The organism is Vibrio salilacus (genome assembly GCF_002811245.1).
In the GTDB taxonomy this organism is placed as follows: Bacteria; Pseudomonadota; Gammaproteobacteria; order Enterobacterales; family Vibrionaceae; genus Vibrio; species Vibrio salilacus.
In genome coordinates this window covers 1-18,167 of sequence record NZ_NIVQ01000039.1, presented here as the reverse complement: position 1 = coordinate 18,167, position 18,167 = coordinate 1, and the positions used below count along the sequence as shown (strand labels likewise).

The following is an 18,167-nucleotide window of genomic DNA, read 5'->3' as shown; positions in this document are numbered from 1 at the left end:
GGGCGCCTGGGTGGCCAGAGTTAGCTTGTTGTACACCGTCCATGCTTAGGGCACGAATAGCGTTAGCTAGATGTTTGCGATTCATAATTGCTTCCAAAATAGATTCGAAATGAAAAATTCGTTAGTAATAGATGTAAGAGAGGAACGACATTCGTTCCTCTTTAATTATTGGGTAGTGATTACAGCTTAGCTGCGATCATCTCTTCTAGTTTGCCTTGGTCAACAGCGAAGTTACGGATGCCTTCAGCTAGTTTTTCTACCGCCATAGGGTCTTGGTTGTGATCCCATAAAAATTCAGCGTGAGTCATTGCTGCAGGGCGCTCTTTAGTACCGTTAGAGTCAATTAGTTTCTCTACCACTTCACCTTCTGTTGCTTCTAGTTCTGCAAGAAGTTGAGGCGCGATAGTTAGACGGTCACAGCCAGAAAGTTCTAGGATCTCGCCGATGTTACGGAAGCTTGCGCCCATAACAACGGTCTTGTAACCGTGCTCTTTGTAGTAGTTGTAGATGTTTGCAACAGAGATAACACCAGGATCTTCTTGAGCTTCGAAATCACGGCCTTCTTTCGCTTTGTACCAGTCCATGATACGACCGACAAAAGGAGAGATCAGGAATACGCCAGCTTCAGCACATGCACGCGCCTGAGCGAATGAGAATAGCAATGTCAGGTTACAGTTGATGCCTTCTTTTTCTAGGATTTCAGCCGCACGGATACCTTCCCAAGTTGACGCAAGTTTGATCAGAATACGGTCATTGGTGATACCAGCGTCGTTGTACATTTTTACTAATTGACGAGCTTTAGCAACGCTACCTTCCGTGTCGTAAGAAAGACGTGCATCAACTTCAGTTGAGATGCGGCCTGGAATGGTTTTTAGGATTTCTTTACCGATGTTAACCGCTAGCATGTCACAAGTGTCTTGAACTTGTTGTGCTTTGTCACTGCTTTGAGATTTTGCGTATTCGATGGAGGCGTCGATAAGCGGTGCGTACTCTGCAATTTGAGCCGCTTTTAGAATCAGAGATGGGTTAGTGGTTGCGTCTTCTGGTTGGTATTTCTTGATAGCTTCAATTTCACCAGTATCCGCGACTACGGTCGTTAGTTTACGAAGTTGCTCTAATTTGTTGCTCATTTCGATCATCCTATTTAATGGGCTGCACGTGAAAACTGTAGACGTGCATAGTGCATTTGCAAGCGAGGTAGTTAATCGTCTTGTACAAGTATTCAGCTCAGACGGTCAACTGACCGGAATTCTTCAGCGTGTGAGCATTTGTTGTGAACATTTGCTCTTACGTTGAGTAAATGATGGCCCCATAATTATCTTACTGACGCAAAAAGTCAATCGTAGAAATAAGGTTATAGTGATGTTCATCAACTATTTTTTTATTCGTCGACGCTAACATACTGAACTAAACGTTTGCCAAGTGATAGCAAGGCTTAGCCCTCGATGGTTAATTGCAAAAGCTTGGCTGAGAAAATGTATCGAAGATGAGCAAATGTTGGCAATCAAACAGGTGATGACATATGCTACGTTGATGAGCATATGTAACGTGCGTAAATTTAGCTGAGACGATAACAGTATGAACAAAACTCAAAACGAAATTTCTGATGGCAACGCTGACCTATTGACGGAAATTGCGGTCGCCTACTACCAAGATGGCGCAACGCAAGAAGAGATTTCAAGAAAGTTCGCTGTATCTCGTGCCAAAGTCGGAAGAATGCTTAAGCAGGCTCGTGATGAAGGGATTGTTGAGATAACAGTAAAATATCATCCCGTATTCAGTGCCAAGATAGAACAGAGGCTTGTTGAACGATTTGGAGTGAAGCGCGCGCTCGTAGCGCTTGATCAGCCAAGTGAAGAGCAGCAGCGTCTCCAGGTCGCAGGTTTAGTCTCTAAATATATGGCAAGTACATTACAAAATGGCAGCGTAGTGACGGTTGGCCAAGGGAGGAACGTCTCCGCCGTTGCACATCATACCGGTGTTATCCCCCAACGAGACGTCAAATTTGTTTGTGGTATCGGTGGTATCCATCCCCGAGGAGGCATGTTTAATGCTGATCATATTTGCCGCCAGTTCGCAAAAAGCTACGGTGGTAGTTCAGAGACCCTCTATGCACCTGCATATGCCGAGAACCGTGAGCAAAAGCTCGCCTTTATGCAAAATGCGACCGTTAAACAGACGTTAGATCTCGCTCGTAAAGCCGATGTTGCCTTAGTCGGTATTGGCGACATGAGTGAAAACAGTTATATGGTTGATCTCGGTTGGTTTACTGCAGATGAAGTTGTTCAGTCTCGAATGCGACAAGGTGTGGTCGGTGATTTTGCTGGTTACGACTTTTTTGATATTCACGGTCAATCTGCGGTGACAGTGATGAGTGACAGAGTCATTGGATTGGGGCTAGAAGAGTTCAGGCCTATTTCGCAAGTCATTGCCATTGCAGCAGAAAACAGCAAGCCATTGGCGCTGCTTGGTGCACTGAGAACGGGGGTAATTGATGTCATTGCGACCAGTGTCAGTAATGCATTAACGGTGTTGAACCTAGATGAGCAATTGGATGCTAAATGAGTTTAAGTCATTGGTATAAGACACTCACCATAAAAATACTAGTAATAAAGTGTTTATCCTTTAACGGCCCGTCATTAGGGCCGTTTTATGGCTCGATAGAAATAGTCAAACTATAGCTTGATGATTTCGTTTCCTGACGTTTCACCTTTCGCAAAGCTAGAGATATTATGCAGAGTAGTGTCGGCGATGTTACCCAATGCTTCATGAGTCAAAAACGCTTGGTGCCCAGTAAACAAAACGTTATGACACGCCGACAAGCGGCGAAAGACATCATCGACAATAATATCGTTGGACTTATCTTGGAAGAACAGCTCCTTTTCATGTTCATACACATCCAGCCCAAGTGCGCCAATGCGTCCTCGTTTAAGGGCCTCAACCGCTGCTGCAGAGTCGAGTAAGCCACCACGACTGGTGTTGACGATCATTACCCCATCTTGCATTTGGTTAAACGCCGCTTCATCCAGAAGATGATAGTTTTCATCGGACATTGGACAGTGAAGGGTAATGACATTGCTCTCGTTAAACAAGCGCTCTTTGGTACAATAGGTTGCACCAAGCTCAAGGGCCACCGGGTTTTCAAAAGGATCATGACACAAAATGTTCATGCCAAGCCCTTTGAGTATTCTCATTGTCGCAATGCCAATCTTTCCGGTCCCGATTACGCCTGCGGTTTTGCCATAAAAGTTGAAGCCAACCAATCCTTCAAGACTAAAGTTGGCATCGCGAGTGCGTTGATAGGCCTTATGAAAGCGTCGGTTTAAGCTCATCATTAAACCTACGGTGTGTTCTGCGACGGATTCGGGAGAATAAGCGGGCACACGAACTACTTGGATATGGTGCTTTTGGGCTGCATCCAGATCAACGCGATCGAAACCTGCACAGCGCATTGCAACGAGTTTAACGCCTTGTTCCGCCAGTTGTTGCAATACATCAGCATTTAGGTCGTCGTTAACAAATGCGCAGACCACTTGGCAACCGTGAGCCATTTTTGCTGTTTTACCCGTAAGTGAAAATTCATGGAAATGAAGATTGAGGCCAACCGCCTCATTTGCTTTTAAAAACGATGTTTGGTCGTAAGATTTTGAACTAAACACAGCGACATCTATCATAAAACCTCTCAAAGATTTGTTGGGAGAGTAACCGCTCTATTGAATACCTATTTAAACAGAAAATAAACCCTGATTTTAATGTGGCTAGAAGGACCTTTATAATGCAGCAAAGCCACAAAATAATATGTCGCCTAAAATACAGCCAATCCCATAATATTAATGAGTTACGATGATGTTTTTATCATCAACAATACAGTGATAGTTAATTTATGTAATTACCACTCAAACTATTCATTTTACTGCTAACTTTATCAATTGTAGTTGCTGAGCGAATTGTGATTAGTTGCTTGTCACTGTGAGTTTGGCCAGTAAGTAAATAATGGCTAGGAATATAAATATGGATATTTTACTGACAAGAATCAAAGAGGTCTCTATTGCCGTGAGGGCATGGTCTATTTTGGGTTTATTTGCGATAGGTTTACTCGCCAATACCTTGCTTAATATTGATAAGTCTCGTGAGCATATGCGTGAAAACTACCAACAAGGTGTCACGACAATGGTGGAAAGTGCGCTCGGTGTTCTTAGTTATTATCACCAGAAAATGCTTAATGGTGAATTGAGTGAACCCGTCGCTAAAACCAGAGCGATAAAAACAATCAGTGCAATGAGATTTGATGGTGATAACTATATATTCATCGGTGACAGCAGTGGGGTTCAACTTGCGACAGGCGTGCAGTCTTTGCTTGGCGAAAACATCATGAACCTGCAAGACAGTGAAGGGCGCTATTTTGTTAAACAGCTCTACGAAGTCGCGAGGAATGGCGGTGGATTCGTTGATTACTATTGGCAAAATCCAGACAAACAAGCGTTGGATCCTAAAACCAGCTATGCAGCACTGTTTCAGCCTTGGGACTGGATGGTGGGTTCGGGTATGAATATGAAGGCCTTAGAAGCAGACATGTATCGTTCAGAAATTGCTTCGATCACATATGCAGCAGGTATTCTGCTCGTGTTATCGCTAGTGGTGGCCTATTTCATTAAAACCATTATCACCCCGCTTAAGCGCACGTTAAAAGCGATGCAAACCTTGTCTCAAGGTGAGGGGGATTTAACGCAACGATTAGCTGAAGAAGGCAGTAAAGAACTGATTTACTTAGCGCGTTACTTCAATCAGTTTGTCGCATCTATTCAAACGATTATGTTGAATATCTCCGATTCTGGAACCCAGGTTTCCGCTTCCGCTGCGCAGTTGTCAGATTCTGTCCATCATATCGATGATAGCTTGAACCAACAGCAAAACGATGTCGATATGCTAGCAACGGCGATGACACAAATGCTCGCTACGGTTGAGGAGGTGGCAAGCCGGACATCAGAATCTAATGATGCTAGTCGACAAGCGGCTAAAGAGACGCAAAACAGCCAGGTAATTGTCGACAAAAATGTCACAGAAGCAAACGCACTCGCTCAACAAATCAACTCAGCCGTTGCGGTTGTACAGCAATTAGCTGCCGATGCTAACAATGTCGATACTGTGCTTGAGGTGATACGCGGTGTTGCCGAGCAAACCAATTTACTGGCATTAAACGCGGCGATTGAAGCGGCGCGTGCTGGCGAGCAAGGGCGTGGATTTGCAGTGGTTGCGGACGAGGTACGAACCTTGTCACAACGAACTCAAGAATCGACAGTAGAGATCCAAAACATCGTTGAGAAGCTGCAGGCAGGGGCGCAAAATGTAGTGACCGTAATGAATCAAGGGGCAGATAAGGCCAACCAAGCATCACAACTGTCAGTAGAAGCAGGAGCGTCGCTTAACCTTATCAATCAAGAGGTTCACACTATCGAGGAGATGGCACAACACATTGCGACGGCGGCAGAGCAGCAAACCGTTACGGTGAATGATATTAATCGCAATGTCGTTAGTCTTAGTGATATGGCAACATCGGTTTCCCAAGAGTCTGCGCAGATGGCGAGTTCGGGTAAAGAGTTACGTAGAGTTTCGGAGAACCTGATGGGAATGATCAATCGCTTCAAGTTGGCTTAGATTAGGCAATTACCGATTGGATTCGATGTGGTGGCTAGTGTTAGAATCGCGCTCAAATTCCTAACATAGCGACTGATATGAGACATCTAAAAACAGCGGTCCATCCAGACATTGACCATTTAGACGATAAAAGCATTTTTAAGCGCGATGCGGCGCGAGCAATCGTGGTTGATGGGGAAGATATCCTGCTGCTTTATACTGAGCGTTACCATGATTACACCATTCCAGGAGGTGGTATCGATCAAGGCGAAGATATTATTGCGGCGATGGTGCGTGAATTAGAAGAGGAAACAGGGGCGCAAAATATTCATGGGATTAAACCATTCGGTCTCTATGAAGAGTTTCGGCCGTGGTACAAAGACGATGCGGATGTGGTACATATGATTTCATATTGCTATACCTGCAAAATCTCTCGTCAGCTGGGCGCCACTAACTACGAAGATTACGAAATTAAAAATGGTATGAAAGCGGTATGGATGAATATCCACGCTGCCATTGCGTATAATGAGAAAACGATTGCAGAGAGTCCTAAAAAAGGCTTAAGCATCGAACGAGAAACCTTCCTGCTTCATTTAGTCGCCAAGGAATTGCTTTAAGCGTAAACGCCTGCCATCACGTGCAGGCTTTTTATTGGCTAAGTATATTATTGCGGTTGTTTTTATTTACTGGACTTATCTTAGTTAGTGGTTTTCGCGGCTCATTTGTGATCTTGCTGGCTTAATCGGTAGATTCGCTTCTATACTTATCCAACTAATTGAATTATTAATATTAATTTGTAGTATAAGATCTCATGGACAAGATTAACGACTGAAGGATTAGGATATGAACAGACTGTCGCGCATCCTGTTGGGTGGGCTTATTGCATCAAGCGCAAATTTTACGGTTTATGCGCAAGTTATCGAAACCAAAATACTGGTTGGTTTCGGCGTGGCTAAATATAGCGAAGACTTTAGCCACTTTGACTATGTTAATCCTGACGCCCCAAAGTATGGCAAAATTGTTTATGGGCAGGTAGGCACTTACGATAATTTTAATCGCTTCGCATCGCGCGGAGTATCTGCTGCCGCGAGTGGTGAGCTTTATGACACCTTGATGTACTCTCCGAGTGATGAGGTCGACGCATATTACCCCTTAATTGCAGAAAAAGTGCGCTATTCGGATGATTACACATGGCTTGAAGTCGACATCAATCCCAAGGCACGCTTTCATGATGGTAAGTCTATCACTGCCCATGATGTGGAGTTTACCTTTGATAAATTTATGGCCGAGGGTGTGCCTCAATATCGTGTTTACTATCAAGATATTAAATCTGTAACAGCTAAAAGCGATCTTACGGTGAGAATTGATATGGCGAAGCCAAACCGTGAGAAAATGTTCAGTTTTGCTCAAGGTACTCGCGTTTTACCCAAGCATTTTTGGCAAGATAAAAGCCTGTCAGAGCCTTTATCTACACCACCAATAGGCAGTGCGGCATACCAAGTTACAGATTATAAACCAGGTCAAAGTGTGACCTACAGTTTGGCTGATGATTACTGGGCTGCAAATTTGCCAGTTAACGTTGGGCGTAACAATTTTAAGCAAAAACAGTACGACTACTATCGCGATGACACTGTCATGCTTGAAGCCTTTAAAGCCGGGGAATTTGATTTTAGGCTTGAAAACTCAGCTAAATTTTGGGCAAATTCATACACAGGTAGTAATTTCGATAAAGGCTATATCGTCAAACAAGAAATCCCACATCAAAAGCCGGAAAGCACCCAAGCGTTTGTCTTTAATACTAAGCGAGATATATTCAGCAATCCTCAAGTGCGCGAAGCGTTAACGTACGCAATGGATTTTGAATGGATGAACAGCAATATGTTCTATGGCCAGTACTCGCGAACACGAAGCTACTTTCAAAATACCGAGTATGAAGCGAAAGGAACTCCTTCAGTTGACGAGCTCGCCATACTCGAACCCTTCAAAGCGCAGCTTGCACCACGTGTGTTTAGTGAAGAGTTTCAACCTCCGGTAACCGATGGCTCTGGTCGTATTCGTAGTCAAATGCGAGTGGCGTTTAAGTTACTTAAGCAAGCGGGTTGGGAGCTGAAAAACAAACAGATGACCAACACTAAGACGGGAGAACCCCTCTCTTTTGAGCTGCTTATCTACAGCCCAACAACGGAACGTATCGCTATCCCATTACAAAAGAACTTTGCCCGAATGGGGATTGAGATGAAGATCCGCACAGTAGACACCACTCAGTACATTAAGCGCTTACGAGATCGTGATTTTGATATGGTGTCGTCAGCCTATTCTGCCAATGCTTACCCAAGCCCAAATTTGATGATTGTTTGGAATTCAAATTACCTTGACTCTACCTATAACACCGCAGGCGTTACCGATCCTGTGGTCGATCATTTGACTATGGCAATATCAAAGCACCAAAAAGATCCTCAAGCGCTTATCTCGCTCGGCCGTGCATTAGATCGCGTGTTGCAATGGAATTTTTATATTATTCCACAATGGTACGTAGGCCAGTATCGGGTGGCTATGTGGGATAAATTCGAACGTCCAGCTATATTACCTAAGTACGATTTAGGCACTGATACTTGGTGGATTTCTGAGCAAAAAGCCCAGTTACTGCCTGAAAAACGCCGCTAGAAAGGAACCTCAATGGCTGCCTATATATTTCGACGCTTGTTATTGGTGATCCCGACTTTGTGGGCGATCATCACGATTAACTTTTTTATCATTCAGATTGCACCAGGTGGACCGGTTGAGCAGGCAATCGCTCAACTTGAAGGCCATAGCTCGGGAATTATGGAACGCTTTGCTGGTGGCGGTAATGAAGTCGATTTGAGTGTCAGCGATGAAACTCAAGCAAGCGGATATAAAGGCTCTCGAGGACTTGATCCTGAAGTCGTTGAGGCAATAAAGATCCAGTTTGGCTTTGATAAGCCTTTGCATGAGCGCTATTTCGACATGCTGAAGAACTACGCGACTTTTAACTTTGGCGAGAGCTTGTTTAAAGGCGGCAATGTTATCGATCTGATTATAGACAGGTTGCCAGTCTCAATTTCTTTAGGTTTGTGGAGCACGTTAATCATTTACTTGATATCTATACCACTTGGCATTCTTAAAGCGATTCATCACGGCAGTCGTTTTGACATTTGGTCAAGTGCGGTAGTGATTGTCGGCTATGCGATCCCGGGTTTTTTGTTTGCAATCATTTTGATCATCTTGTTTGCAAGTGGCAATTATTTCAGTTGGTTTCCGCTGCGCGGTTTAGTGTCGAGCAACTTTGACCAGTTAACGTGGCACCAACAGATCATTGATTACTTTTGGCACTTAGCCTTGCCTATTTTCGCGATGGTGATTGGAGGGTTTGCGACATTAAGTATGTTGACGAAAAACTCATTTTTGGATGAAATTAATAAACAATATGTGGTAACAGCGCGAGCAAAAGGGCTCCATGAACGCGACATTTTGTACCAACATGTCTTTCGTAACGCCATGCTCATTATTATTGCCGGCTTTCCTGCCGCCTTTATTAGTATCTTTTTTACTGGCTCAATGCTGATTGAAGTGATGTTTTCGTTAGAGGGAATAGGCTTGCTTGGTTTTGAGTCAACGATTCAAAGAGATTATCCCGTGGTATTTAGCTCGCTTTATATTATGACGTTACTTGGGCTTGTTTTGAGTATCATTTCCGATCTTACCTATACCTGGGTGGACCCAAGAATCGATTTTGAGGCACGTTGATGTTGTTGAGAAAAACACTCCGTAATCCGCTGAATGAAGCCCGATGGTTAAGGTTTAAGGCCAATAAACGCGGTTTTTGGTCTTTGTGGATGTTCTCACTGCTGTTTGTTGTCAGTCTATTTGCTGAAGTGATTGCCAATGATAAACCATTACTTATTCACTTCGATAACCAATGGTTTTTCCCGATTGCAACTCAGTACACCGAGACACGTTTTGGCGGCGAGTTCGAAACAGAAGCAGACTACACTGACCCTTATGTCGTCGAACTGATTGAAGCAAAAGGTTCCATCGTTTGGCCGCTCATTCCATTTAGTTACGATACAATAAATTTCAATATTCAGGGGGCGGTTCCTTCCGCGCCGGACAGTGTCAATTGGCTTGGTACGGATGACAAAGGACGCGACGTGCTCGCTCGGGTTATCTATGGTTTTCGTATCTCGGTGTTGTTTGGTTTTATTCTTACTCTTGTTTCAAGTGTGATTGGTGTGATTGTTGGGGCAACCCAAGGGTATTATGGTGGATGGTTTGATCTGTTTGGACAACGCTTTATCGAGGTGTGGTCTGGGATGCCGACTCTATTCCTACTGATTATTTTATCTAGTTTTGTTGAGCCAAATTTCTGGTGGTTACTTGGGATCATGGTGGCTTTTAGTTGGATGAGTTTGGTCGGGATTGTACGAGCAGAGTTTTTGCGCTGCCGCAACTTTGATTATGTTCGAGCTGCGCAAGCGATGGGGGTCTCCGACAATCGAATTATGTTAAGACATATGCTGCCCAACGCGATGGTTGCCTCATTAACTATGATGCCGTTTATTCTTTCCGGCTCGGTCACCACCTTAACTTCACTTGATTTTTTAGGCTTTGGTTTACCCGCCGGTTCGCCATCCTTAGGCGAGTTATTGGCCCAAGGTAAAGCTAATTTACAGGCACCTTGGTTGGGTTTTTCAGCCTTCATTGTGTTATCAATTATGCTGACTTTACTGGTTTTTATTGGTGAAGCGGTTCGTGATGCATTTGACCCCCATCATCAAGGAAAGTAATCATGAACCAGCCTATATTGACCATTAATAATCTGAGTGTTGGTTTTGGTCGCAAAACCAACATTGAGAAAGTCACAGACAACGTTTCATTGACGATCAATCGCGGTGAAACTTTGGCCCTAGTCGGCGAAAGTGGATCCGGCAAGTCAGTCACCGCCAATTCGATTTTAAGATTGCTACCTAAAGGCTCGGCGTATTACCTTAATGGGCGCATTGAGTTTGATGGTCAGGACATTTTGTCATGTTCAGAACGCCAACTCAGAGGCATTCGCGGTGATAGAATAGGTATGATTTTTCAAGAACCCATGGTGTCGTTAAATCCGCTACATAAAATTGGTAAACAACTCGTTGAAACACTAGCGATCCACCGTGGTATGCGCCAAAAAGCCGCCGAAACACATGCAGTGGAATGGCTCAATAAAGTGGGTATTCGTAACCCAGAATACAAAGTCGCATCGTATCCACATGAGTTATCAGGGGGAGAAAGGCAGCGGGTGATGATAGCGATGGCGCTGATAAATGAGCCCGAATTATTGATTGCCGACGAGCCAACCACCGCCCTTGATGTGTCGGTTCAAGCGCAAATTCTTGATTTACTCAAACAGCTACAACAAGAGCTTGGAATGGCGATGTTGTTTATTACTCACGATTTAAGTATCGTCAAACGAATTGCCGATAGAGTGGCCGTAATGCAACATGGTCAGTTGCTTGAAACCGGCGAGTGTCAGCAGATTTTTTCTGCCCCTAGCCACCCTTATACTCAGCAATTGATTAATTCTGACCCTAAAGGCTTGCCCGTTGAAGTGACGTGTCAGCCGTCAATCTTGCTCAGTGTGTCTCACCTCAGAGTCTGGTTCCCAATCACTGGGGGAATCTTCAAACGTGTTGTCTCTCACATCAAGGCCGTGACCAATATGAACTTTGAGTTAAAACGGGGTCATTCGATTGGTTTAGTTGGTGAGAGTGGCTCAGGAAAATCGACGACTGGTATGGCGATTCTTCGATTGGTTAATTCAGAAGGTTCAATTGCTTATCAATCGAGTGAGCTACAAGGGTTGGATAGGAAAGCGATGCTGCCTTTTCGCAGCAAAATGCAGGTGGTATTTCAAGATCCTTTTTCTGCGCTTAATCCACGCATGTCCGTTGCCGAAGTCATCGGTGAAGGTTTACGTGTTCATCAAACGCTTTCGGACTCTGAAATAGACAACAAAATTTGCACGGTGATGCGAGAAGTCGGTCTTGAGCCAGAGACGCGTCATCGTTACCCAAACGAATTTTCTGGGGGTCAGCGTCAACGTATTGCGATCGCTCGGGCATTAATTCTGAAGCCAGAGTTTATTTTGCTCGATGAACCAACGTCATCACTCGATAGAACAGTACAGGTACAGGTGTTGGAATTACTCAAGCATTTACAGCAAAAATACCAGCTAACTTACCTCTTTATAAGCCACGATCTGAACGTCGTTAAATCTTTGTGCCATTATACAATGGTTATGAAGCAAGGCGAGGTGGTGGATCAAGGCGATACCTTAGCGCTATTCCATTCACCTTCTCATCCCTATACCCGTCAATTAGTTGAGCTCTCTACAGTGGAATAAAAAAGTCACTCATTTGAGTGACTTTTCTGGCTTAAAGCTGGCGTACTTTGTCTTCGGCCCATAGTTGTTCAAAGACGTCACTGATGTCAAATTCATTCATGTGGGCAACATGGAAATTAAGCAAATCTAAATCGTACGATGGGTCAGTGTAAACCATTCCTTGATTGATGGCGGCGACAATACGCTCAGCTTGGTCGCGAGAGTAATGGCTATTATTTAGACGAGTTTTTCCTTGCAGTTGTTCACGTACCTGACTGACGATCATTTCATATTCTGTTTGGGTAAAGCCTGCGGCAACAGCGCGGCGAATTTCGTTTTTGACGAGCTGTTGCGCTTTGTCAGCTTCACCTGCAGCAAGACCAGTCACTCGAATTTGGCTGACAAGTTGTTGGCTAAATAGACGTTCATGATCAACGTTGACGCTTGCCGTTGATTGCTCTTGTTCGAGTGCTTTGGCAATGCGTTGTTCAATTAACTTATTAGCAAGTAATGCCGTAAGTATGTCTTTACGCTGTTGTTTACTATCTGCGCCGGAGCCTAAAGGCTTAATCGTCAGTAATGCGAGAGAATCATCCGTAATGAACTCTTGCACTTGTGTAATGGCACTTGTTTGTTCGGCTAAGTTAATCGGCTTCACATTGTGGTTAGGCTGCCAGCTTGCAAACTGTTTAGTCATAAGCTGAATAATCTCGCGATTTTTAATACCACCAGTAATTACCACGCTGATGTTATTCGGCTGGTAGTAACGAGTTTGGTAACGACTTAGAGCATCGGTATCTAGTGCATCGGCACTTTGTACATCAAATGCACGTGTTGTTTTTCGTGCTGTTAGCATATCGTCAGCAACTTGGCTGTTGTCTGTCAGCACAGATTGAGCACGTTTCAGTAATTCTTGGCTATCGAGTACGGTTGATTTGTTCGTAAGACCGTTTTTTATCGCGGTCATACTTTGTTCAATTTGAGAGAAAGTTGCGTGGAGTAAATCAATACTGAATACTGTTTGATTGGAGTCAGTGATCGCGTGCCAATCAGTACCAGCTACGGTATTAATCGCCAGAGCACGAGCGACTGGCTGAAGCTGAGGCTCTTGATCCACGCCAGAGCCGATACGAATACGGATAGACACTTCGTCAGATGAGCGGCTGGTGGGTAAAATTACGTATCGTAGACCATTATTAAGGCTCGCGCTGGTCGTGTTTGATGGCATACTGATATCGGTAGTTTCGTACCATGTCGTTGGCCTATCATAGGCAAAGCTTGCAGGTGTAAACAATAAGGTCGCTGCAACAACAGCAGTTAGTAGGGATTTAGACACATTTTTCTCCGTAAACATAGATTGGTGTTTATTCCATGTCCATAACTCTCGGTTTAACGAGAGGAGTGTTTGTATCTATCCTTGATTAAGAAGCCCTTGATTAAGAAACGCGGGCATCGAAACACTCAAAAATATTGCGCGTAGCAATAGAACAGCTTTGAATAATTTGCGCGAATTTTCTACAAATTGAGCCAATTAGTCAACCGGAATTATGCTTGGAATGAATGTATCTTAATAGTGAGACACGATGCTTTTTCAAAGCATTAAATTTAATATCCATGGCCAGTTTTTGTTCGTTAGATAAGCCCGTGGGTGCGACTTGAGGGACATCGATGTGATCGATTCGCTCGACCTTTGGGTTAGGAGTAATACGGTTAATTGACTGCGACATGAATGTAGTAGCTACCTGTAAGCTTGGCGATACGCATCCAAAATGTTGTCCATCGTGCCGTCAGCTTTAATTGCTTTTAGTGCTTGATTAAAGCGGAGAACAAAATCCTCTTTGAAGTGAAAGCGATTGTTTGGGTCATGGGTGTAACCTAAGTAACCATGTTCGCTGCTAACCGATGTAGCAATCACGGGTGTCCAATCTTGCTCTATGATACCTTCGTCTTTCATCAATTTTAGCTCCCAAAGAATCGAGAGGCGATCATTCATATAGCAATCGATACGATGTTTATATAAGTTCGTCATACTTGCTCGATTACTCTTTGCTTCTTTGAGCAAGATATTGCCTTGTGCAATCGCTTGCCAGAATGCATTACCTCCAAGTGCGTACGCTTCGTTCACGCCAATAGTCAAATCATGGTAGTCAGCAGGCCAGTTCTCTGTGCGTCTGTTAGTAATAGTTTCAGGGCGACACATAACCACTACTTCTTCTTTTAAAATGGGCTCGGAATAAGGAGAAATGTATGGGCGTTGGTCTGAATAATAGTAGGGTGGAAAAAGTGCAAACCCTTCTCCGACTTCTAGCATTTTCAGGCCTCGTTTCCATGGAAGAGGTTCGATAGTGACAGAATAATCTGGCATACGAGTAAATGCTGCGGAAAGAATGTCGACATAAATGCCTTTAATTTTCTCTTTTTGAACATAACTGTAGGGTGGGTAAGCATCATCACCATATATGGTGACATTGACCTTGGGGTTATAGGCAAAGGCACTATCGAGCATAGAAATAGACCATACCAACAAAAGGCTCCATTTTGACATACCGTTCCTCAGCGTTTTTTCTACTTTTATTGTTAACTTTAGTTTATTAATCACACTTAAGAGATTAGACTCACGTTTTTGTGAACATTTCATTTAGGGTAACTTATGTCTGAAGACCATCAACAAGGCGAAGAGATTGAGATCGAAGCGATCGGGATCGAAGTATCATCTCAACCTATTGAATTGTACAAAGTGTTTAAAATTGCCAATTTAGTCGGTGGTGGTGGTGAAGCAAAGCATCTTATTGCGGAAGGATACGTGGCGGTGAACGGCGAGCTTGAAACACGTAAGCGTCGTAAACTTTATGATGGGGATTTTTTCGAGTTCAATCAGGAATACTATGTTGTTGTTTGTGACGTACCAGTGAGTGAGACGAGCAATAAAACTCAAACTTCAACTTCTGTAGAAACACAGCCAACTAAACATGTAGAAACACAACCAGCCAAACACGATCCGAACAATGTGGCTAGCGATGAAGAATCGACAAGTTCTTTAAACAAAAAGAAAGGCAACGGTCGAGCGTCTATCGACTTTTTCTAAGCGCTTCATTTAGTCAGTTCTTCAATGATGGGGCATTGACTACCAGAATCCCCCGGGCATGCAGAAACCCAGCATTTAAGTTGGGTTTCTATCTCTTTAAGCTGAGCAATTTTGTGTTCAACTTCACGCAGTTTTTCTTTTGCTTTGGCTTTCACTTCGCTACTTTTTCGATTGTGGTTCTGAGCGAGTTGAACCAACTCTTTACATTCAATTAATGAGAAACCTGCACTTTTAGCACGCGATACCAGCTTGAGTTCAACCACATGTTGTTGTGTGTAAACTCGATAGCCCGACTCGGTGCGTTGCGGGAAAGTGATGATTTTTTTTTCTTCATATAGACGAATCGACTTACTCGATAACCCGGTTAATTTTGCAATCTCACCAATATTCATGGCTTCGGACTCTGTCACGGTTTCTCTAATCGATAATTAGAATATCGATAGATATAACGAAAAACAATGACAATGTTTTTAAGTGACGTAACAAAAGCCTCCCCATTGGCTATAGGAGAGTGCTGGTGGCTAAATGTCCATTTTGTACAGATAGGTTTAGGTTTCTATCTAGGTAGTAACGACGACCGATTGGCCATTTTCCGATAAGTACAACGGCGTTGTAATCAATGCATCAACAACGACTGTTAACACTGTGATTAATTTCACGGGTTGAACTAAATCTTCGTTTGCGTTAGATCAACAAAAGTTTGCTTGATTTGTTTAAATGTTCTAATAAAAGTTGAAACATTCAAAAAATATTGAATAATGGTATCAACAAAACAACAGAAGCATTAGCTTCAAAACATTGTCGTCTGAAACAGGAACATACCCATGTCGAACGCGTTTGTGCTGGTTATCAACTCTGGTAGCTCATCGTTAAAATTTGCAGTCATCGATTCACAATCAGGAGAAGCAATTGTGAGCGGCTTAGGTGAATGCTTTGGTTTGCCCGAAGCGGTCATTAGCTGGAAATACCAAGGCGAGAAAACCGAGCAGGCAATAAACGCCCCGGACAATCATCATCAGCACGCCATTAATCGGATCGTCGATTTAATAGCGACGTTAGATTTGACCCAAGATATTGTTGCCGTAGGTCACCGCATCGTTCATGGTGGAGAAAAATTCACTTCCACCGTTCGTATTGATAGCGAAGTCTTGGCTGAAATCGAGAGTCTTTCTGATCTAGCGCCGCTGCACAACCCAGCCGGTGCTAAAGGTATTAAAGCCGCTATGCAGGCTTTCCCATCACTACCACAATTTGCTGTGTTCGATACCGCTTTCCATCAGACCATGCCGAAAAAAGCTTTTACTGGTGCGATTGCACAAGAGCTGTACACTGAGCTAGGAGTACGTCGTTACGGTTTCCACGGTACAAGCCACTATTTTGTTAGCCGTGAAGCAGCAAAAATGATCAATAAGCCAGTAGAAAAATCGAGCTTTATCTCTGTCCACCTTGGTAATGGCGCGTCGGTTTGTGCAATTAAAGACGGCCAGAGTATCGATACCTCGATGGGCTTCACTCCGTTGTCTGGCTTAATGATGGGTACACGTTGTGGCGACTTAGACCCTGGTATCATTGAGTACCTTCTTAAGAAAGGCTGGTCTCAGGAGAAGGTGTTTAACTCGCTCAATAAAGAGTCTGGTTTCTTAGGTGTGTCTGGTTTAACAAGTGATGCTCGCGGTATTCTAGATGCGATGGAGCAGGGCCACGAAGGGGCGACGCTGGCGTTTCAGGTATTTACTTACCGTGTCGCCAAATACGTCGCTTCCTATCTTGCGGCATTAGATTCGTTAGATGGCATCATTTTTACCGGTGGTATCGGTGAGAATGCACTGCCAATTCGCCGCGAGATCTTAAACAACCTTAAACTGCTTGGTTTCGTTGAAGATGAGGCAGGTAATGAAGCTGCACGCTTTGGCGCTGCGGGGGTCATCGCAAAATCTGAGATGCTCAACGCGGTAGCGTTAGTTATCCCGACTAATGAAGAATACGTTATTGCCCAACAGTCGGTAGAATTGCTTTAAGTTACTAATACTAAAATATTTTAAAATGAGACCAAGTGACTTATGCTTGTAAGTTAAGCATGACTAACTTCTTCTTTGAGGCCTTGTTGCATAGCGACAAGGCCTCTTTTATGCTTCTCGATTAAGATGTATAAGATGAAATTGAGTAACACTCTGGCAATCTTCACCTTCGCTGATTTCTCATATCACACTCTTTGTAACCAATTAGCTCTTATTTGATCTGTGGCTAAAGGTATAATCGAAAGCACTTTAAAACCAGTTGAGTAATGTTAATCAACTCATAGCAATGGATTATTGATGAAATTACAAAAAATCGACAAGCAGTTATACCGTTCACGTTTGAATGTCGTCATTGTATCGTGTATCGCTGTTTTTGCGGTATCTAGTCTGGCAATCTCTCAAGCGCTAATTTATGTTTTTCCATCAGAATCTGGTTCTCACTTTCATTGGAACCTACTCGGTGTCGTGGTAAGCGCAATAGGACTGGTGGCGACGTTAGTTAAGTTAAAAACACATCCGAAAATGCGTGAAGTATCGTATGTTTGGGATCTCAAACAGGCGCTGAACTTAATTTATCGTAAGAACAGAGTGCTTAAAGCTGCGGCAAAAGCGGGTAATGCCGATGCGATGTTAGCCCTTCAGTTTAGCTATGAAGGATCTCGCCAGCTTTGGCAATTAGACGACAACACTCTGACTTTAAATAGCTTGGAAAGCGCTCAAAGAGAACTCGATGACTGGGCTCAAGAGCACGGCATTATAATAGATATTTCAGGTTTTCGTTCGGAGATTCTAAAGTCGTTTTAGGCAGGGCGAGATCGCGAACGTTTTTAATCAAACTCATGATCAATTTGACGATCACATTTAGCTGTGATCATATACTCCCTTTTTCGGGAGGGCATCATGCACATTGACCACTTCAAAGAATATTTTCAAACGATTACTGACCAACGCCAAAGCCCAAAGGTCACTTATTGCCTGTTCGAAGTCCAGGGCGAGATCGCGAACATTTTTTAATCAAATCAATGATCGATTTGACGATCACATTTAG

The 18,167-nt window shown here is 43.6% G+C and carries 16 protein-coding genes; 10 read left to right on the top strand and 6 right to left on the bottom strand.

Annotation, left to right across the window (positions count from 1 at the left end):
• Both CDZ87_RS17595 and tal read right to left on the bottom strand, forming a co-directional pair.
• A partial coding sequence (locus CDZ87_RS17595) for a hypothetical protein (RefSeq protein WP_216639392.1) occupies window positions 1–85 on the bottom strand: 85 nt, incomplete at its 3' end.
• Window positions 86–179: 94 nt separating this feature from the next.
• Window positions 180–1,130 (bottom strand): transaldolase, encoded by a 951-nt coding sequence (gene tal, locus CDZ87_RS15930; protein WP_100754409.1) that lies wholly within the window; start codon window positions 1,128–1,130, stop codon window positions 180–182.
• A 448-nt stretch (window positions 1,131–1,578) separates the two neighbouring features.
• On the opposite strand from tal, the gene CDZ87_RS15925 reads away from it, so the two are divergent.
• Window positions 1,579–2,565 carry a sugar-binding transcriptional regulator gene (locus CDZ87_RS15925; protein ID WP_100754408.1) on the top strand — a complete coding sequence of 329 codons (987 nt, stop codon included), beginning with the start codon at window positions 1,579–1,581 and terminating at the stop codon, window positions 2,563–2,565.
• A gap of 110 nt (window positions 2,566–2,675) precedes the next feature.
• Here the strand turns inward: CDZ87_RS15925 and CDZ87_RS15920 are convergent, their stop codons facing one another.
• On the bottom strand, window positions 2,676–3,674 hold the full coding sequence (locus CDZ87_RS15920) for a 2-hydroxyacid dehydrogenase (protein ID WP_100754407.1): 999 nt from the start codon (window positions 3,672–3,674) through the stop codon (window positions 2,676–2,678).
• Between the two features lie 337 nt (window positions 3,675–4,011).
• Here CDZ87_RS15920 and CDZ87_RS15915 point away from each other — a divergent pair, with 337 nt between their 5' ends.
• The 6 genes from CDZ87_RS15915 (at window position 4,012) to yejF (ending at window position 12,037) form a co-directional block, all read left to right on the top strand.
• Window positions 4,012–5,655 carry a methyl-accepting chemotaxis protein gene (locus tag CDZ87_RS15915; protein ID WP_422641436.1) on the top strand — a complete coding sequence of 548 codons (1,644 nt, stop codon included), beginning with the start codon at window positions 4,012–4,014 and terminating at the stop codon, window positions 5,653–5,655.
• Between the two features lie 77 nt (window positions 5,656–5,732).
• Window positions 5,733–6,251, top strand: coding sequence for an NUDIX hydrolase (locus tag CDZ87_RS15910; RefSeq protein ID WP_100754406.1), 519 nt, complete (start codon window positions 5,733–5,735; stop codon window positions 6,249–6,251).
• A 226-nt stretch (window positions 6,252–6,477) separates the two neighbouring features.
• A complete protein-coding gene (locus tag CDZ87_RS15905) occupies window positions 6,478–8,298 on the top strand; it encodes an extracellular solute-binding protein (RefSeq protein WP_100754405.1) in 1,821 nt (606 codons plus the stop codon).
• Between the two features lie 12 nt (window positions 8,299–8,310).
• Window positions 8,311–9,399 carry a microcin C ABC transporter permease YejB gene (locus tag CDZ87_RS15900; RefSeq protein ID WP_100754404.1) on the top strand — a complete coding sequence of 363 codons (1,089 nt, stop codon included), beginning with the start codon at window positions 8,311–8,313 and terminating at the stop codon, window positions 9,397–9,399.
• Complete coding sequence (locus CDZ87_RS15895; RefSeq protein ID WP_100754403.1) at window positions 9,399–10,439, top strand: ABC transporter permease; 1,041 nt, start codon at window positions 9,399–9,401, stop codon at window positions 10,437–10,439. The genes CDZ87_RS15900 and CDZ87_RS15895 overlap by 1 nt, the downstream gene beginning before the upstream one ends.
• A gap of 2 nt (window positions 10,440–10,441) precedes the next feature.
• Window positions 10,442–12,037, top strand: a complete 1,596-nt coding sequence (gene yejF / locus CDZ87_RS15890) for a microcin C ABC transporter ATP-binding protein YejF (RefSeq protein ID WP_100754402.1) — start codon at window positions 10,442–10,444, stop codon at window positions 12,035–12,037.
• Window positions 12,038–12,068: 31 nt separating this feature from the next.
• On the opposite strand, the gene CDZ87_RS15885 is transcribed toward yejF, so the two are convergent.
• Window positions 12,069–13,352, bottom strand: a complete 1,284-nt coding sequence (locus CDZ87_RS15885) for an insulinase family protein (protein WP_157806484.1) — start codon at window positions 13,350–13,352, stop codon at window positions 12,069–12,071.
• 402 nt (window positions 13,353–13,754) lie between these two features.
• Entirely contained in the window at window positions 13,755–14,561 is an 807-nt protein-coding gene (locus CDZ87_RS15880) for a substrate-binding periplasmic protein (protein ID WP_100754400.1), read from the bottom strand.
• A gap of 105 nt (window positions 14,562–14,666) precedes the next feature.
• On the opposite strand from CDZ87_RS15880, the gene CDZ87_RS15875 reads away from it, so the two are divergent.
• The gene (locus tag CDZ87_RS15875) at window positions 14,667–15,101 is read left to right on the top strand and encodes an RNA-binding S4 domain-containing protein (protein ID WP_100754399.1); all 435 of its coding nucleotides are present in this window, start codon (window positions 14,667–14,669) and stop codon (window positions 15,099–15,101) included.
• Window positions 15,102–15,106: 5 nt separating this feature from the next.
• On the opposite strand, the gene cueR is transcribed toward CDZ87_RS15875, so the two are convergent.
• Window positions 15,107–15,493 carry a Cu(I)-responsive transcriptional regulator gene (gene cueR, locus CDZ87_RS15870; RefSeq protein ID WP_100754398.1) on the bottom strand — a complete coding sequence of 129 codons (387 nt, stop codon included), beginning with the start codon at window positions 15,491–15,493 and terminating at the stop codon, window positions 15,107–15,109.
• A 432-nt stretch (window positions 15,494–15,925) separates the two neighbouring features.
• Here cueR and CDZ87_RS15865 point away from each other — a divergent pair, with 432 nt between their 5' ends.
• A complete protein-coding gene (locus CDZ87_RS15865) occupies window positions 15,926–17,119 on the top strand; it encodes an acetate/propionate family kinase (RefSeq protein WP_100754397.1) in 1,194 nt (397 codons plus the stop codon).
• 297 nt (window positions 17,120–17,416) lie between these two features.
• Window positions 17,417–17,923 (top strand): DUF3087 family protein, encoded by a 507-nt coding sequence (locus CDZ87_RS15860; protein ID WP_100754396.1) that lies wholly within the window; start codon window positions 17,417–17,419, stop codon window positions 17,921–17,923.
• The last annotated feature ends 244 nt before the right edge of the window (window positions 17,924–18,167 follow it).

Excerpts from the sequence above, each read along its gene's own strand:
- CDZ87_RS15880 (WP_100754400.1), bottom strand. The coding sequence starts at position 14,561 with ATGTCAAAATGGAGCCTTTTGTTGGTATGGTCTATTTCTATGCTCGAT.
- CDZ87_RS15905 (WP_100754405.1), top strand. The coding sequence starts at position 6,478 with ATGAACAGACTGTCGCGCATCCTGTTGGGTGGGCTTATTGCATCAAGC.
- CDZ87_RS15900 (WP_100754404.1), top strand. The coding sequence starts at position 8,311 with ATGGCTGCCTATATATTTCGACGCTTGTTATTGGTGATCCCGACTTTG.
- cueR (WP_100754398.1), bottom strand. The coding sequence starts at position 15,493 with ATGAATATTGGTGAGATTGCAAAATTAACCGGGTTATCGAGTAAGTCG.
- CDZ87_RS15895 (WP_100754403.1), top strand. The coding sequence starts at position 9,399 with ATGTTGTTGAGAAAAACACTCCGTAATCCGCTGAATGAAGCCCGATGG.
- CDZ87_RS15875 (WP_100754399.1), top strand. The coding sequence starts at position 14,667 with ATGTCTGAAGACCATCAACAAGGCGAAGAGATTGAGATCGAAGCGATC.
- CDZ87_RS15920 (WP_100754407.1), bottom strand. The coding sequence starts at position 3,674 with ATGATAGATGTCGCTGTGTTTAGTTCAAAATCTTACGACCAAACATCG.
- CDZ87_RS15860 (WP_100754396.1), top strand. The coding sequence starts at position 17,417 with ATGAAATTACAAAAAATCGACAAGCAGTTATACCGTTCACGTTTGAAT.
- CDZ87_RS15915 (WP_422641436.1), top strand. The coding sequence starts at position 4,012 with ATGGATATTTTACTGACAAGAATCAAAGAGGTCTCTATTGCCGTGAGG.
- CDZ87_RS15910 (WP_100754406.1), top strand. The coding sequence starts at position 5,733 with ATGAGACATCTAAAAACAGCGGTCCATCCAGACATTGACCATTTAGAC.
- CDZ87_RS15925 (WP_100754408.1), top strand. The coding sequence starts at position 1,579 with ATGAACAAAACTCAAAACGAAATTTCTGATGGCAACGCTGACCTATTG.
- tal (WP_100754409.1), bottom strand. The coding sequence starts at position 1,130 with ATGAGCAACAAATTAGAGCAACTTCGTAAACTAACGACCGTAGTCGCG.
- yejF (WP_100754402.1), top strand. The coding sequence starts at position 10,442 with ATGAACCAGCCTATATTGACCATTAATAATCTGAGTGTTGGTTTTGGT.
- CDZ87_RS15865 (WP_100754397.1), top strand. The coding sequence starts at position 15,926 with ATGTCGAACGCGTTTGTGCTGGTTATCAACTCTGGTAGCTCATCGTTA.